16 protein-coding genes are annotated in these 16,210 nt (G+C 60.2%); 2 read left to right on the top strand and 14 right to left on the bottom strand.

The genetic code is table 11. The features are described 5' to 3' along the window. Window positions 1-170 precede the first annotated feature (170 nt). The 11 genes from F579_RS0113455 to F579_RS0113405 form a co-directional block, all read right to left on the bottom strand. Complete coding sequence (locus F579_RS0113455; protein WP_019025268.1) at window positions 171-509, bottom strand: hypothetical protein; 339 nt, start codon at window positions 507-509, stop codon at window positions 171-173. A gap of 203 nt (window positions 510-712) precedes the next feature. Beyond that, window positions 713-3,013 (bottom strand): EAL domain-containing protein, encoded by a 2,301-nt coding sequence (locus F579_RS0113450; protein ID WP_231365790.1) that lies wholly within the window; start codon window positions 3,011-3,013, stop codon window positions 713-715. Window positions 3,014-3,469: 456 nt separating this feature from the next. Continuing rightward, window positions 3,470-4,525 carry a hypothetical protein gene (locus tag F579_RS0113445; protein WP_019025266.1) on the bottom strand — a complete coding sequence of 352 codons (1,056 nt, stop codon included), beginning with the start codon at window positions 4,523-4,525 and terminating at the stop codon, window positions 3,470-3,472. Between the two features lie 97 nt (window positions 4,526-4,622). Beyond that, window positions 4,623-6,158, bottom strand: a complete 1,536-nt coding sequence (locus tag F579_RS0113440) for a hypothetical protein (protein WP_019025265.1) — start codon at window positions 6,156-6,158, stop codon at window positions 4,623-4,625. Between the two features lie 81 nt (window positions 6,159-6,239). Next, a complete protein-coding gene (locus F579_RS0113435; RefSeq protein WP_019025264.1) occupies window positions 6,240-6,569 on the bottom strand; it encodes a hypothetical protein in 330 nt (109 codons plus the stop codon). A gap of 100 nt (window positions 6,570-6,669) precedes the next feature. Continuing rightward, entirely contained in the window at window positions 6,670-7,152 is a 483-nt protein-coding gene (locus F579_RS0113430; protein WP_019025263.1) for an RDD family protein, read from the bottom strand. After that, window positions 7,149-7,553 (bottom strand): hypothetical protein, encoded by a 405-nt coding sequence (locus F579_RS0113425; protein WP_019025262.1) that lies wholly within the window; start codon window positions 7,551-7,553, stop codon window positions 7,149-7,151. Before F579_RS0113425 ends, F579_RS0113430 begins: the two co-directional genes overlap by 4 nt. Window positions 7,554-7,631: 78 nt before the next feature. Then, on the bottom strand, window positions 7,632-8,543 hold the full coding sequence (locus F579_RS0113420; RefSeq protein ID WP_019025261.1) for a protein phosphatase 2C domain-containing protein: 912 nt from the start codon (window positions 8,541-8,543) through the stop codon (window positions 7,632-7,634). A gap of 6 nt (window positions 8,544-8,549) precedes the next feature. Continuing rightward, window positions 8,550-8,966, bottom strand: a complete 417-nt coding sequence (locus F579_RS0113415) for a tetratricopeptide repeat protein (RefSeq protein WP_019025260.1) — start codon at window positions 8,964-8,966, stop codon at window positions 8,550-8,552. 197 nt (window positions 8,967-9,163) lie between these two features. Next, the gene (locus F579_RS0113410) at window positions 9,164-9,664 is read right to left on the bottom strand and encodes a hypothetical protein (RefSeq protein WP_019025259.1); all 501 of its coding nucleotides are present in this window, start codon (window positions 9,662-9,664) and stop codon (window positions 9,164-9,166) included. Window positions 9,665-9,872: 208 nt separating this feature from the next. Next, window positions 9,873-10,457 carry a hypothetical protein gene (locus F579_RS0113405; protein ID WP_019025258.1) on the bottom strand — a complete coding sequence of 195 codons (585 nt, stop codon included), beginning with the start codon at window positions 10,455-10,457 and terminating at the stop codon, window positions 9,873-9,875. A gap of 446 nt (window positions 10,458-10,903) precedes the next feature. Between F579_RS0113405 and F579_RS0113395 the strand changes: the two genes are divergently transcribed. Then, a complete protein-coding gene (locus F579_RS0113395; RefSeq protein WP_019025256.1) occupies window positions 10,904-11,530 on the top strand; it encodes a hypothetical protein in 627 nt (208 codons plus the stop codon). Window positions 11,531-11,546: 16 nt separating this feature from the next. On the opposite strand, the gene F579_RS0113390 is transcribed toward F579_RS0113395, so the two are convergent. Then, complete coding sequence (locus tag F579_RS0113390) at window positions 11,547-12,107, bottom strand: hypothetical protein (RefSeq protein ID WP_019025255.1); 561 nt, start codon at window positions 12,105-12,107, stop codon at window positions 11,547-11,549. A 2,265-nt stretch (window positions 12,108-14,372) separates the two neighbouring features. Here F579_RS0113390 and F579_RS0113370 point away from each other — a divergent pair. Then, window positions 14,373-14,669 carry a hypothetical protein gene (locus F579_RS0113370; RefSeq protein WP_019025251.1) on the top strand — a complete coding sequence of 99 codons (297 nt, stop codon included), beginning with the start codon at window positions 14,373-14,375 and terminating at the stop codon, window positions 14,667-14,669. Between the two features lie 32 nt (window positions 14,670-14,701). Here the strand turns inward: F579_RS0113370 and F579_RS0113365 are convergent, their stop codons facing one another. Both F579_RS0113365 and F579_RS15435 read right to left on the bottom strand, forming a co-directional pair. Next, on the bottom strand, window positions 14,702-15,706 hold the full coding sequence (locus F579_RS0113365; protein WP_019025250.1) for a hypothetical protein: 1,005 nt from the start codon (window positions 15,704-15,706) through the stop codon (window positions 14,702-14,704). A gap of 125 nt (window positions 15,707-15,831) precedes the next feature. Further along, window positions 15,832-16,053, bottom strand: coding sequence for a hypothetical protein (locus F579_RS15435; protein ID WP_231369426.1), 222 nt, complete (start codon window positions 16,051-16,053; stop codon window positions 15,832-15,834). Between the last annotated feature and the right edge of the window lie 157 nt (window positions 16,054-16,210).

The following is a 16,210-nucleotide window of genomic DNA, read 5'->3' as shown; positions in this document are numbered from 1 at the left end:
TTCAGCCCACCCCTTGGGGCGCCAAGAGGCCGAGGCATCCAAGACCTCCCTGAGTGACTGAGGCGGCGCCCCTGGGGTCCCATCGCAAAGCGGACCATCGTGCAGATGAGGGCCGGCTTCGCCGCGGTCCGGGCTTTCCACTCCTTCGTGGTCGCTACTCGGCAGACCCATCAGGAAGGCGCCCCATGCGCGGCCCTGGAAAAGAAAGGCGCAGCAGCAAGAACAAACCCCAGTAGAACCGGGACCGACAAGAAGAGGACGCAAGCGGCCAAATAGAAGGCCGATGGAACAAACGTCATGTCCAGCAGGAGGCTCGGCGGGATCCCGACATGAGAAAGGGCCGTTACGGAAAACTCGACACCCAGCACGAGAAGCGGCACGAGGTATGCGGTCGGATGGGCAATGCCAGCCCGCCCCTCGAACAGCCTCGACGCGAACACGAACGCCACAACCGAGCTCGCAACAAAGAACAGCGCCGGGTATCCAACTCCGCCACTACCATCAAACATGCTCCGGTGCCTCCCCGTCTTCTCGTTTCTTCGAGCGCGTGAATTCCAGGCGCTCCTTCTCTCTGGCTGCGTGCCGAAGCTGATCCGATGAGAGATCGGACGCGCGCGAATTCAATAGATCCGATAGAGATGGCTGGGCTGGATTTTGATCTGACATTGTGAACGTGTCCGCCTCTGCTGGATTGGTGGAATGGTTTTGAAATTCAGCTGGCCGATGAGAACTTGGTCGGCTGAGAAAGAGGGACCGGAGGAGCCTCAAGAGGCTCAGGCGTATGGACACCGAAGCCTTGGGCGTAATCAATCCCGACATCCTTGAGGGCATCCAGGATGTCGTCGGTCTCTACGAATTCGGCGATAGTCTTGAGTCCGATGGTTCGGCCGATATGGTGGATGCTCTCCACCATCGCTCGGCTAACCGGATCAGAGATGATGTCCTTGACGAAACTTCCGTCGATCTTTATGTAGTCAACCTCCATCGCCTTGAGGTAGCCGAATGAAGACATCCCTGCGCCAAAATCATCGAGCGCAAACGAGCAACCAAGGTGGCGAAGGACGCGGACAAGATGAGAAGCCTGCCGCATGTTCTCTATAGCGGCGGTCTCGGTGATCTCGAACGTAACCCTTGACGCATCAACCCTGTTCTTGCGTAGCTGGTCGACGATGAACTCAAGGATTTGCGGGTCGCAAATCGACTGCCCCGACAGATTGATCGCGTATCGATCGCTAGACGCCGCCCCTGTCTCAGCGATGTGCTTCATAACCCGCGTTATCACCCATCGATCGATCATGGGCATGAGGTTGTAACGCTCGGCGGCAGGAATGAACTGCCCTGGCGCATGGACCTGCCCATCCTCGGTAACCATCCGGAGAAGGATCTCCGTATGGCGAGGAGCTGGCCAGGTTCCGCTTACAGGTGAGATCTCTTGTCCGAAAATCCACAGCCGGTGAGAGTCAACGGCATCTCGAATGCGCTGGATTCGGGCGATGTCTTCTTTCCGCTCGGACAGCGTTGAGTTCCAGGCGGGGTCTATGTGGATCTGCGTTTGCCCGTGCTGCTTTGCAGAGTGGCAGGCGGCATCGGCTCTTGTAAGGAAATGGTCGGCCGACCCGTAGTCGCCATGAATTGGGACAATGCCGATGCTCAAGGCCACGGCAAAGCTCTGCCCATCCCACTCGAACTTGAATGAGCCCGCAACAGCTTGGATGTGGCTGGCGAACTCCCGAGCTGCCGGGAGGGACGCGTCCGTCATCAGGATTCCAAATTCGTCGCCACCCATGCGCGCGAAGAGGTCCCCTGGGCGAATCTGGTCCTTCAACCGGCGCGCGAGCTGCCGAAGGAGGTCATCCCCAGCGGAGTGCCCGAAAGAGTCGTTAATGAGCTTGAATTGATCGATGTCGACCAGAAGAAGAACGTGCTCCTGGTTGGTCGTCTTGGCGCTGGCAACAACATCGCGAAGGTGCCTTTCGAATACGTCGCGATTCTTCAGCCCGGTCAACCGGTCGTGAGTGGAAGCCCACATAAGATCGCGAGTCATGGCACGGGATTCGGTCACGTCACGAAACACCAGAACCGAGCCAATCTTCTCTCCGCTCTCGTCCAGGATGGGGGACGTGGTGTCCTCTATGGAGCGCTCGCGGCCATTGCGAGATCGGAGCAGTATTGATCCCGAGAGGGAGCTGCAGAAGGCGCCGTCGGGAATCTCCTCGAGTACGGGGTGAATGAGCGGCGCGCCGGTGTCCTCCGAGACGATCGAGAATACACTCCCGACCTGGCGGCCTCTCGCCTCGTCGAGGCGCCATCCGGTAATGGCCTCTGCCGCGTGATTCATGTGGTCGACACGGCCCGAGGTGTCGGTAGTGATGACGGCTTCAGAGATGGCATGCAGCACTGACTGGAGCTGCTCCGCTGAGTCCGAAAGGCTCTTCCGGATTCGTTTGTGGCGAGACGCAACCGCAAGCCCGGCGCCCCCGCCGAGAAGAATCGACAGCACCCCTGCGGAAGCGATCAGAAGTGCTGCCAGCGCATAACTCGAACCGGCCGAATCGATTTTGTCGGCAATGGAGCCCGAATGGGTGTCTTGGATCGCATCGAGAAGAGCGATTAAGTCACCCTGAGCCGGGATCGCTCGCTCTTGCATCATTTCTGACGCACCCTTTAGGTCGCCGCCGATCGCCCGCTCTGCCACCTCTCGCTGAAGAGACGCCGCCCGCTCGACTGCGGATTCAAGCGCACCAAAGAGCGAGCGCTCGTCACTCGTCGCATCCAGGGAAAACAGACCGCGCCCAGCCTCTGAAAGCTTCTCAGAAGAGCGCATCCATTCTAGATAGAGGGCCTCGCGCTGCAGCTGGCCAGTGTCCTCTGAAAGCATCGGCCGCAGTTGGCTGTGCCCTTGCGTGGAGAAAAGGTGCATTTCGGACAGCAGAGATGACTTCTCGGAGTGTCCATGCGTGATGGATTCGATATCGGCATGAATGCTCGATAGGCGGGCGAGGCTGAAGACCATCAGGGCGGCTACGAGAAACAGAAGCGAGCCAAATGCGAGCGTGGCGCCTCGCGTGCTGAGGGCGCGAGCTGGGCGTGCGTCCCGGGCTAGCATGGTGTCGAACCCCCTCTTGTGCCTCGGAAGCATCCCCCTGGGAGCTGCATGCAGCAGATGCCGCCGGGCGCGGCCGGGCGCCTTTCTGAGCGATAAGCACTGCAGTCGCTCCGATTTATTCCGAATGTGTTGGTGCGTGACGCCCGAAGGAGCATGCCCCCTCCTTGTGGTTGTACGTCTGGCGCTAAGCCAAAACCTTATGAGCAGCTGGAATCGGGCATCGAGGAAGCCGCCCCCAGAAGCCGCAATTAGAACAACAAGAGCATATCACTTATGAACACATCATAAAAATCAGGATGCCTTGAGAATGACGCCGAGCATTGCCGAGCATGGTGTGATGTCTCGGTAGGCAGATCTCGATCCTTATGGTCGGACGGCTCTACCTGAGGGGGGCGCTGGCTGGGCCGGATCGCATGAAGCGTGCTGCTGGGAGTTTCGGGCAGCCTCCAGCATGGCCGCCGATCGCTCCGATCTGCGCTCAGTAATTGACTTGTATCCCGGGGGGAGTCGATCGCCCGAGAGGATTACCTCGGGAATAATGGGCTGCAGTTCACTGCCGGATAAGTACACATCAAGAATGGCTGCAAATCGGTCCTGTCCGATCTTCTCGAAATCCGTGAGATCCCAGCGTGCCGGTGCCGTCGTTTGGTGGATGGTCTGGTGTCGCGCGTACCGGACGCGCGCCCACGTCGACACCATAGACGGAGTCCTTTCGGTACCCAGCTGGACCACCACCCCTCCCCCGTCGAGGTTTCCGTCGTGCCCCGCGGGGTCGGTATCGGGCGACCAGGCCGCAGAGCAAGCGATTCTTTCAGGCTCGTTTACGCCCATTTCGGCGTAATGCTCGGCGACGACTCGCCTTAAATCGATGCTGCTAAAAGGGCTATCGGGACTGATCGTGGACCGGCCATTGGGTGCATCATAGAGTCGAAATTCGAGCTCGCCTGGGCCCTCTGACTCATGCCACTTGAGGGCATCCGGGTTCGAACGCTTCGCCTCCTCCAAGAGGCGCACAAGACGGGAGGTTTCCGGGCGCTCAGACTCAAATGGAATCGAGAAAGAGCTCTCATGATGGGCCTGCTTTCCTGTCTTGTCTTCGATGATGCGAAAACTGAGCCCGAAGTGAGGGTCGTCGGCTTGCTGGTAGCAAGGGGAGTAGGCAAGCCGGCCCACCCCGTCTGCGGTGGCGGCGCCCGCAAAGCTGTGCCCAGCGGTGTGAGCCACCATGTCCATGAGAACGTCGCCGAATGCCTCCAGGTCCACATTCTCCGGCAATGGGTACATCTCGCCAGTCTTGGGGTTTGGGGCCTGGATGCCGGTCACCTTCATTGCGCCAAACCGGCTTGCGATTTGGAATTCAATGTCATGCCCCGCGCGGAACGCGTCCAGAACAGGTTCAGGTGCCGGATCCCACCCCATAGCAAGACTCCCTGCCAGAATAGTGCGTTGATAGTATCACTTACGCATCCCGCATAAAATGGCGCGCGTAGTTTGTTTTTGCTGCCCCGCGCTAGAGCTACGGCCGCATCGAGCCACCGGACTGCTTGAGCGACACCTCTCTCTGGAATTCACTCAGGGAAATGACCGGGGCATCCGTCGGCGCGGCACGCTGAGCGTGCACCTCGCTGATCAGCCGCTCCAGGGCTCGCACGGGGTGAGTGCTGGCCCCATCGCTGTCGAGAAATGCGGGGTCGTCAGGGGATATGCGGGCAACGGCATCAGCGTCATTCATGGAGACCAACGACGACAGATCGCCCACCTCTTCAGGCGTATAGAAGAATGAGGTGTGTCGGCTTGGGTTGCGGGGGATGCGATCTTCCCCAACCTTGGCGTCAGGCATTGCCATGATTCGGACCCCCCCGGATTCAGTGGTGAGCATGCCAACAGGAAATGGAATGCCCTTAAGGTAGCGGCCACCTTTCGGGACATCGATCGTGTTGGCAAGGTCGCTTGGCATTCGGGACAGGGGGGATCGATTGATCGAGCACTCTTCGATCGGCACCCCCTTCTCCTCCGCCATGGATGCCAACCGGTCGATCATCGCCTGCTCCATCCGCTGCCGGGCAGATTGGTACATCAGGCCGTACGCCAAGATGTGCAAGACCACGTCGGGACGGCTTGGCGGGGAGTTACCCAGGCTGTCTTGATAGAGGCGTGTCGCGCGGCGAAGCGCTTCTGCGCCGTAACCGCCCTTTAGAAGGGTCGCAACCTGAAGCCTTCCATCTGCGAACTCTCGATCGCCCGTCTCCCCCTTCGGCAGGATCTCGCCGGCCGCCTTGAAGAGGTGCGACTCCATCATTCGGATCCGCTTGTACGTCGAGCTCAAGCTGTCATTCGACGCGAGGGTCTCAAAAAGGGTGTCTTCGGCATCCCCAAACTGCGCAAGGCGCCGCGGGTGCAAGAGGTTTAGGCGATCCCCGATTGCTGCAAGCAGGAGGCCAGAGGCATCCCACTGATTGAACTCCCTCGAGTGCACGGTCTCTGAAACGCCGGACTCTTTGGACACCCGCCCCCGCTTGCTCTTGCCGGCCATGTACGCGGAAAGGCTCGCAAATGGGCTCAGGAGGCCTGTGCGGGTTTCGGCGCCCATTTCAGCGTGCTCGTCGTGATACGCCCCATTCTCGCGGCGTGTCAGGGTGCGCCTTTCCCCCTTTATTGCCCCCTGGTACGGGGCCTCCTTCAGGCCTATGTCTTCGAGCAAGCCCTTCACCACTCCTACGTGGCGGGTAAAGGCTGCTTCGTCGTAGTTCTCCTCTTGAAACACCAGGACTTGGCGTTCCGACTGGCGGCCCGTGCCCTTGTCGAGATTGGTGATTTCCGAGAATACGTGGGCCTGCTTTTCGGAGTTGCTGCTGTCCAGGAGGGCCTGAACAACCTGGTCGACATCCTTATACGGAAGCACATCATCGAGGAGGCACCGCTGACTGGCGTCGAATGTGATGTATCGATAGCCGCCATACCGGCCCGGTTTAGACTTCTCTGGTGAGGGTGTGTCGGCGCTCTGCCTCTTGGCGTCTCGCGTAAAGAGCCTCTTCAGGGAATCCGGGATCATGCTGCGCGACCGTCCGTATTGATACGTTACGAGTGACAGCACCGTACCACATACGATGCCGTCACGCGCACATGTTCGGTCTCACTCATTGGGTAGCAGGGCGAGCTCCACTAGATCCAGGACGGCCTTGGCGTTTACAACGCTGACGGAGACCTCCTTTGGCCCGACGCCGGGGAGGTTTCCAGATGAATCCCGCAGCGCCTTCTGAAGAAGAGCGTGGGCCGACTGAAGGGCGACATCCATATCGATCGTTCGGGCGCGATCCTGTGCTAATCGGTCGAGCTTCACGATTCCCTGGGAGAGCTTCCCTCCGCCGGCATACCGGAGGCGCCTCAGGACATCCTCGGGGAGAGAAACATGGGTTGATACGGCCTTGGACTGCCGTCCCTGCACCTTGGCAATGGGTTCCATCTGATTGATCGCAGTTTTTAGCTCAAGAAGCCCCCAGTTTAGCCTGCTGTCAACCCGATTGACAACCCATAAAGGGGTCGGCGAACCTCGCGCAGCAGTGCTAACCCTCTTCGAGCCCGGAAGGATCGAGAACCGAGCCCTTCCTCACAACCAGCGTCGCTGCCAGTTGGTCGTGTAATCCCTGGCGGTGCTCGGTGAAGGCCGCCATGATGAACCCTATTCCGCCGATCACAGCGGAAATATGATGGGTTACGACGCGCCACAGTGCCTGCAAGAACGTGACGCGCGCGCCGTCATAGCGGATCAGCTGGAGCTTGAAAAGCAGCTTCCCGGGCGTCGCCCGAAGGCGGGAGGAATGGAACCCGGCAAAATACATCGCCAAAACAAAGAAGCTAAAAGCCGGATTCAGCATCACTTCGGCGGCAAACTGGGGGGTCGCAACCGTTGCCACGGCATGTCCAATCAGGCTGATGATGCCGACATCAATCGCAAGAGCGCCAAACCGCACCCAGAAGCCACCAAAGGATTGCCTCGGTAGGGCCTGAAGCGAATCCAGTGGCTCGCCTGTGATGCGCGCAATCAAAGCGCAACGTCCCTCGGCGGCACGCTTTCGCCCAGGGCCGAAGCCCGAATGGATCGGCGGAAGAAATAGGCCGAGACGAGCGATTCAACCTCGAATGAGCAGGGGGCCCGCCCTTCCTCAGCGATCAGGTCGAGATACGCCCGGACAGCTGGATCTTCGTCCCGCATGACCGCGATGGCGCTCAAGTCGGCTTCCTTTCGGGCGGGCTGAAGAGATCGAATAAGCCGCGCGAGCGATCCACCAACCATCATCATGGGAACGACGGATGTCGCAATCGCTGCGGAAAGCAGGCTCCCTGAAGTGAAGTAAACCGCCGCAGCGGACGCGAGAACCAGGAGCAGGATGAGCAGCAAGGCAACTGAGAGCGTGGTCTTGCGCTTCTTGATCGAAGCCTCAGTCATTGGCTCCAGGCGAGATGTTGCGCTGACGGCGGATGGGACAGTTGCCTCCATTTTCTCTCTCTCTCGGCTTGTGTGCAGCTATGCCTGGACTACGCTAACGAGCGCGCCCACACAGCTCTGTCTTGAATCGAACATGGGGTGAGCCCCGCAATCCGGAAGCTCCGATCTAAGGATCTCCCTTGCCTGTGCGGCGACTTCCCGCGTTGGGGCGCCCAAGCGACGACAAAGCACGTCTTCTGCCGACACGAGGGACCGGTTTGAAGAGAGCGCCCGGTTCAATCCGCCGTTCAGAAGAAGGACCGAGCTCTCGGATGACAGATCCAGAGATCGAAAATCGATGTACTCGATGCAGTCGTGGCTCACCGTCAAAGCGGACAGGTCATGAGGGCTGTTGATCTTGGATCGCTCCCACGCAGAAAGCTCGAGCGCTCGCGGCTCATCCAGCCCGATTTCAAGCCCTAGATCGTGCCTCTCTGCGAGCCTGACGAATGTTTCCTGCTGAAGAACCGGGTAGTGCATATGCGTCGGCAACGAGTGCGTGGCGCCTGAGGCGTCAGAGAAATACACCGCCGTGTCGCCGATTCGTGCAATCACAAGGGCGTCGCCCTCCAGGGCGGCGATCGCCATGCTTGTGTATGGCTGCTGATGCGGCTCGAGCATGGACGCGTCGATAGGCCCATCGGACCCAGCGCTCCGCGCTTCCTGCAGTAGCGCGTCAAACCGGCTCTCCGCAGACTCAACTGCGTCGCAAATCGCGGTCGCAGTGTCCCCGCTGGCCTCGAACGCCTCGATAAACCCCGCCGCGAAGACTCCCGCAAACCAGGAAGAGTCTGATTCGACGCCGGCCGCAAAGGGCTCAGCATGGTGATCCGGGACGGCGTCGACCAGCACCGCTGCGCGGTCACTGAAAAGAACCCATGCGCCCCGGCCGGCCGGAGATGCGCTAACAGAGGCCCCGGGGTCCACCGTAAGGCGGTATCGCTGGCTCACGATGCCTTAGTCCTTCCCGCTCGGCCGTCCGGCCGACGAATCTGCGGACATCCACTTCAGTGCCTCCGAGGCGTCTGGCTTGCCGCCGGACCCTGCAATCAGCATCCTTGCGAGCGCGATCTGTGCTGGCCGGTGACCCGCTTGCGCGGCCTCTCGATAGAGCTGTCTCGCCAGCTCAGGGCTGCGGTGGCCCGCGGTCCCGTTCTCATGCATCACAGCCGCGGCATAGGTTGCATCAGCGTCCCCGCCCTTTGATGCCTCCCATAGCTCGTCCGCGAGTTTGGCTTCGGCGTGCACGTATTGGATGTGCGCGCGCTCGAGATCACCAAGCTCGACAAAAGAATCAGAAGGGTCGGCGGAAACTGCGGATGCGAAACACAGAGTCAAAGCGGCAAATGCGCTCTGGCGAATCCTGGGGCTCATGTCAAAGGCCTCATGCGGGTTCATAATAAACGGTAAGCGTAAAGTATATCAGTTAAGATAATGCCGAATCTAGCATAGACATCAGAAGGTCGCGCCGGGTGCGGCTTGGGGCGCTCAAGAAGCGGATTCGCAGGCCTTCGTCGCCCCCGCCGCTCAGGGCGCCGTAGCGCTCACCGAGGGCGGTTAGCGCTGGAGAGCTATGCTGCCTGGCCTGCAGCCTGGAGGACGGGGCGAGCGGCGATTTCTTCCGCTTGAGACCAGGGGGCGAGTTGCTGCACCGCGCGCTCCAGTATTTGGCGACGGGCTACAGCATCGATACCGGGGGAGCTGGGAAACGCCATGCTGGCCACCGAGGGGGAGTCCGGCCTGCCGGCCCCGGAGGTCCGGTAGACAATCACTGCATACTCCCGGGCACGCGATCCTCCAGACCCCAGCTCTTCGCCGCGGAGGGCGAAAGCGGCCGCGCAAATCCCGACCATACGGATCCGCTCGGCCACCTCGCACCACGAAACAGTGCGACCATCCTCTCGGGCGGACGCCGTCGCGGCTAAGAAGTCCAGCGATTCGGCGAGGAAGCGGGCGACCGGGGGCGAGCCATCATCAAGAACCCCGGAGCCGGAAATGACTTCGATATCCGACGCCTGGAGGCGCAAGGGGAAGTGACGCCCCGACATGGAGTCCACAAGATGGATGGTCACCCCGTGTCCGCGAGGGCGCTCATCTTGGGGGGGTGCATGTGGAATAAGAGCCATCCGTGAGAGTGTAGATAGGGCCCCACTGAAAGGGCAAGGCGACGCGCCGGCGTAACTCAAGAAGAGACCTAAAACCCGATAGTTACGGAGATTCGGTCAGAAAAAGTCGCGGTATGCGATCTATGTGCTTGTTGGCCAGGGAGATGGGTGCAAGCTAGGCCGCGCGCACGCCCTCAAAGAACCCTCTGACGCTTCCGTCGACCGGGGGTTCCAGCTCCGGGTTCGCTCGATACCGGCCCTCCAGAACCGGCCCCGCTATAGCGTACAGCTCCCGCGGAAGAAGGGGTGGGCTGCTCCCGTGGTCATCCACCGCCTCAGCGCTCACTTCGATTGAACCCAGAATCACAACCTCAACCGACACGGACTCAAATCCCCTGTGGTGATAGACCGCGATCGCGACGTGCGCATCGCCCCCATGGGATCGCCAGCCCTCCCCTCCTTCGATCTCGAGCCTCATTCCCGAGATCACCGAAACCGCTCGACTCGGGTCGGATTCACCTGGCGTGATGGCAGCGCAGGAAGCGCTCGCGCCAGCGAGACCGCCCGCCCGCGAGATTCCTGCGTGGTCGCCGGAGTCTGCGGGCGAGGTCAGCGCACCGAGCAGCCCGTCCAGGGAGTCAGCGCTCACGCCTTCTTGATCCGCGGCCGGTCGCAGTGAGCGCGCAGGGAATATCGACTGCACAAGCACCCCCGAGGCGGGGGCTATCGTATAGATGAAAATCGAGGGGCTGGCTGCCATTTCGATAGCCTATTCTTTGATTTGCAGATGAACTAAAAGTACCATATATGAAGAACACGCTCAAAAATTGAGAACGAATAGAATGCGAAAGGCGTCACTTTACCTTGCCGCAGCTTCCGCTGCGGCATTCGTTGTTTCTGGCTGCAGCTCGCCAAGCGAAAGCGAGAGCATTTCGAGCGAGCGGTTGGCGGAGCGGCTATGCGAGCTCGCTCCAGGCCTGGACGGCGACGCCTATCGCTTCATGCTTACGACCGACAGGGTGGCCAGGTTTGCCGGCATCGAGGACCGAATGGGCTTCATTTACAAAGTGCTCTCTATGTGTGGTGCGGAGCTCGATGTCGACCCCGCCATCCTGAGCGAGGCCTCCCCGGTTCCGCGAGGGGCCGAGTGCACCACAGCAATCACAGAGCAAGAAGATCACTCCCAATCCACTGACGGGCCCGACCATGACTGATTACGAACAATCCCTGGCGTTGACACCCGGCAACCGGAAGCGGCGCCAACCCTTTTGGGCTGGCGCCCCCGTGTCGGCCGCCGCGCTAGTCGCCATCAGCATCACGACGGCGAGCGCCCAATATGGGGGTGGCGCCGGAGGCAGTTGCGGGTTTGATTCAATGCAATCGGACTACGGTGGATACGGCGACTTCATGACGGACTACCGCGGCGGAAACATTCGTGTAAACCCGGGAACTGAAGCTCCGCCGGATGACGGATTTCAATGGTCATCCCCAACGAACAGTTTTGAGTGGGATGGAATCGACTTAAGCCGGCCTCCGTACATACACCACACGGAACTGGCCCCTCAATGCCGATACGACTGGGACGCATGGAATGGCGAGTACGAGTGCTGGTACGCAACCCAGTGGTGCGACGCCTGGGATGAGGGGTACAACGAGCTTCAACTAATGACAGAATTCAATCGCATTGTGCACATTGTCGTTGAGGACCCGACCCTATCTCGAATGCGATTTAACTACTGGGTACAGGAGATCTGCCCTGGCCGCGTTAGCTATATGCAGCAGCAATTCGGGCTCGGGACTTATAACCCCGATACGGGGGAGTTTGAGGGATAGGGCTCGATCGGCGGCGTTAAGCCGCCGATTCGATTGATCCGGGCGCCCCTCGCCAGTCAGGAGTAGCGAGCCGACCCCTGGCAGCCCCGAGGCGCGCGAAGATGACCGGGTTAACGCGCTCGAAAACGTCCTCCGTCTCGAGAAATCCAGAGCCCGCCTGGTAGCCTCCGGGTGGAGGCGTGGATGCCTCAAGAATTGATGCGTCGAGCTCGCAGATCACATGTGATCCAGAATTCCGGTAAAACGAGACCGCAACATGCGCATCCTTAGGCTCACCATGGCCATCGCGGTCCAGCAGCGAGCCAAGATATCCGATCAGCAGGACCAGGGCGTCATCATTCGCACCATCGACCGGGGGCGCAAACAGTGGGTCCATTGTCGAGATGGATCCATCTCTACGCGATACCGCATCGAGAACCCAGGCCTTAATCTGTTCGGCGGACTGCCCCTGAAGTCGGGGGTCGGATGCGTGCTGAGCGCTCAAGACCGAGCGCGGCGCAGAGAACCGTTCAAGCTCCCCGTTAGAGACATCGATCGCGTAAACAAAAACTCTGCTGATGGATTCGTTCGCCATCATGTCGGGCCGCCTCTTGCTTTCGGTTCTAGAATAGAATATCCGCTATTGGGCGAGAAAGTCCAAAGCTTAGAAACGAACTCAGGATTGGAGTAGAAACCTAAAGACCAGGGCATGCCTCGAATTGGTGCCGGGCGTGGTGAAGATCTTCGGAGAGGACTCGGTCGCGAACACCGCTGTCATTTCTGAGGTTGGCGCGCCGGCACGCAGCGAGGGCAAAAGGATAGAACGCAGAACCCCTGGAAGCGTTGGCATGATAGTTCACATCTGCGACTTGAAAATGGCCCAGCCGTCGGTCAGTGCTCACCGGAGACGCCCCCTTATGCACAGCCAAGGCATCCTCAAGCGAGATGGACCGGAAGTGATACATCCGCATGGCATCGTGATCTCGAGCGCCACCGCAATCCGCTGCTGGTACAACGCCTCCATCTTCAGCGAGGCCCCGACCATGCGATGGCATGCCCCTGAGCACAGAGTGCCGGGGTGAGTGATCAGAAAAGTCGGATGTGACCAGGTTGTACCCGATCTCTAGGGCCCGGCAGAACTCAACCAGGGAGCGCGCCCTGCTGCGCACTTCGTCAGTCGGAAGGCTGTGAATGCGAATAAGGGTCGTAGGCGTTAGCGAATTGCTAGCGGCATCGATCGGGCAAATCTCAGTATGGCGAGGATCGAGCGCCTCCCGAAGCCGATCGTGCGCCCCCCGGGGAATGCTGGGGTCATGCGCGATGAGAGGAAGGAAATAGCGCTCCACGTTTTCCGTGTGCACTTCCAAGGTCGCGAACGAGCGACCACCCGCCTGGGGAGTTTCCGCGACATCATCGGTGCTCAGCAAAATGGCCTGCATGACTTTTAACCCACTTTTCTCGGTCGCCCATGTAACGCCGGGCGTTGAATGTGATGGCAAACGATACCATCAGTCACCGAGATGTCAAGACCATATCACTTACGTAATACCACCGGGGTCGAGAGGGGTTGATCGGGGTCAGCCTAAAACCAGATCTCGCTCTCGTCTCGGTCGACCATCCGGTTCCCGGCGGGCGCAACCCCTTGGGTTCTTTGTGCCGCGCCCTCCGGCGGGGGGACCAGGGGCGCTGGGCCCTGGGCTGGGATATCGGATCGCGCGAGCACGGCAGAGACATCTAATGCGTGGCCCTCAGCGGCTGGAGCAATACTCGCGACTTCCAGACAAATCTGGCCGCTCTGCTGTCCACCTTGACCGACATCGAGGGAGCCGGTAACCACTACTGGCTCGCTACTATCTCCCGGTATAGAAACCGCCCCGGAAGACGCGTGAGATATCCGACAAGATACTGTTTGTCCGCTTCTTTTTCCATCGATAGAGATGGGTGAGAGAGAAAACATAACGCCCGCGGAGAGCGCATCGGATGACGGGCTCGGCAGCGCCCCTTCGATGTAACCTACAAGTATGCAGAACATCTTATTCCTCAATGAGATTCCTTCTATGAATATAGGTGTTCAGCCAAGCGAAAGTCAAAGTTAAGCCCCGGCCTGCCTGTGAGGCGATGGTCTCCAATTTTGAGGCTTCGGCGCTGCTACTTGATCGACAATCAACAGAGGCCGCTCTGTGGTTTCGTGCGATCTACATGGCCGAACCCTAAGGCCCGCGCCCATATCCTGCGGACATTGAAGGCCACCCGAGGTCGTGCTAGAACTAGGCTTGATATGCAAAATGCGGCAGGTCCGGCTCGATTCCCTGAGGGGCCGGGCAGGCTCTTAGCTGTCTTGTTTCGCGGAGGCGAGGTCATGAGCCGGGAAATCGATTGGCGCCACGGGCGCGCGCAACGGCCGGTTAAGGTTGTTGACCTTATTCGGCTAAACCCTGGCTGCACTCTCGATCAGATCGCCGAGACGATGCGGATGGACCCCGGGGAAGTGAGAGGTGAAATCGCACGGTTGATGGAGGATGGCCGCATACAAGGGCGCGATGCAGTGAATGCGGCCGGAAGCAGGGTCACCCGATGGGAGGTCGTCCGCGTGAAGCCTTCAGCGCATAGGCAGGCCCCAGCAGGTCGGAGCGCAGAGCATAGGGCGCCAGCTCTAGAAAGCTATCTCGATAGTCCGCCCGAGCAGGACAAGGCCTCAGGGTTCAAAGGATTTGGCGGCGAAGGCCGCGAGAACGGACTCGCGATGATGGCTGCCCTTTCGAAACTTGGGGGTGGCCGGGCGCTGAAGAGCGACGCAGACGAATCATCCGAGAACGACATACAAAGCGCGCCGTCAATCCGTCGCGCGCCATAAGGAGAACACATGCAAAGGGCCTACCCTAGGATGCTGCGCGTAGAGGCATCACCATCGGCAATGTCAGGCGCACCTGAGAGGACGTTCGAAGCAAAGGTCATGGGGAGCGATTGCTACCATCAAGCCGTACCATTTATGGCTGTCGACGGCGTTCTTGAGGCTTTTCCCGATGTGGACCTTGAGATGTACACCATGTCCGTCATGGATGTCGGAAACGGCGAGCCCGCCGAGCTAGATGTGATTGCACCCCAGGACAGCGCGGCGGAAAGCCCCGTATGCGCGACAGTGGAAGTCTACGAGGTGTGATCTCTGGGCGGCCCGCCTGATCGGCATCGAGGTTAACGCATCCTCATGGGCGCGGGGCGATCGCCATCGGGGCGGTCAGGCACCAAGGGGATGTCCAAGGTCGCCTGGGCCGTCCCTTTGCTGGGGGACCCGTGGATTCGCTCGCCGCCTAGATCCGGAGCCCTCTGCCCCATCCATTCGGCAACCTGGCCGGGCGACGCGCCAACAAGAACGAGCTTGCGATTATTGGTGGCCATGTCTTCGATCTCGTACTCAACCGCCACACCAAGATAGGCTGCGGCCTCCCTAACTTCCGGGATGGAATCTTCCAAGCGCACGAGCGGCGCGCCCGCCAATGACTCTCCGCTCGCCCCGTGATGGCTGGTGGCCTCGATAACGTCGACAGCTTCCCGCATCTGGTCCCGAACGTGATCCACTGGGATGCCCCGCGCTGCGGCCCGCTCCCGAAGCCGCCACTCCGCTAGCCTGCTCGGATCCACCCCTGGGCACTGCCCCTGGTACGCGGCCGAAAGAGCGTGATCCGCCGCGGCTGCGAAACGCAGGTCTTCGCCCCTTTCGGAAAGAAACGCCTCGAACTCGTTACTGCATTGGCGCTCGATTGCGCGCTCCGAGAGCGCGCCAACCACCTGCCCGATAAGAGAGGCCGACAAATAGTCCGACACCGAAGGGCCTTCGCTGAGCCCTGGCTTCTCGTGAGTCACTGGGATCGCTTTCTTGACGCCTTTCGGCGGCGAGCATTCAACGGCAAAGAAAGGCGCCTGGCCGTTGTAGGCGCTCGGGGCATCGACGGCCTTGAAAGCGTTGGCGACATGAACTGGGCGACCGTTGATCCGGGCCTGCTCGTACCCCGAGCAGATCCCCAGGCGGACCCCTTGATCCAGGATCTCTGCGACCCTCCGCATCTCTGCGTCCATGGCTCCGAGCAAGAAGAAGGGCTCATGGGCCCGGGAGGCATCCGAGCCAGGGGCAACTGCGCTCCCGCCTGGGCCTGCATGACGGTCAGGAAAATCAAGCTCAAAAGTCATCTGTTCGGACATGGGGCTACCTCGCAAAACAGCCGGCGGCTATAGTTGCGTAAGTAGTATCGTCTCGACACGCCCCCTGTCAACACTTGCCTGGGGCATTCGCTCGGCCCGTAGTGCCGCGGTGACCGGGGCGTCGGTCAGTGAGCGGCAGCCCCCGCCGACTCGAGGAAATGGGTCGGGAACGCGTCCTCCCCGCTTATAATCCCGGCCTCGCTTAGTACGTCCTGGACCTCAAGCCACGACCAATCATCGCCGCCCATGTCGCTCATCTCCACGATGCTCACCTTGGAGCCGCAAGCAAGGGCCATCATGCGCGACAGGTTGATCACCTCCTGAGCGGGTATGCATGCACGCGCCAATCGGCTGGGGTCCTCTGTGGCTGGCTCGGGATCGCCGGGGCTCGGCGAACAGGCGACATTCACGCCCCCAACCAACATGGCTGCAAACTGCTCGCCGGCTGTCTTTATGAGCGTAATCCTAGGTGCCATACCTACCTCTATACTATGAGAACGTCGG

The organism is Thioalkalivibrio sp. ALJ21 (assembly GCF_000378605.1).
Lineage (GTDB): Bacteria > Pseudomonadota > Gammaproteobacteria > Ectothiorhodospirales > Ectothiorhodospiraceae > Thioalkalivibrio.
The sequence above is the reverse complement of the archived record's forward strand: the minus strand, read 5'-3'. Positions and strand labels throughout refer to the sequence as shown.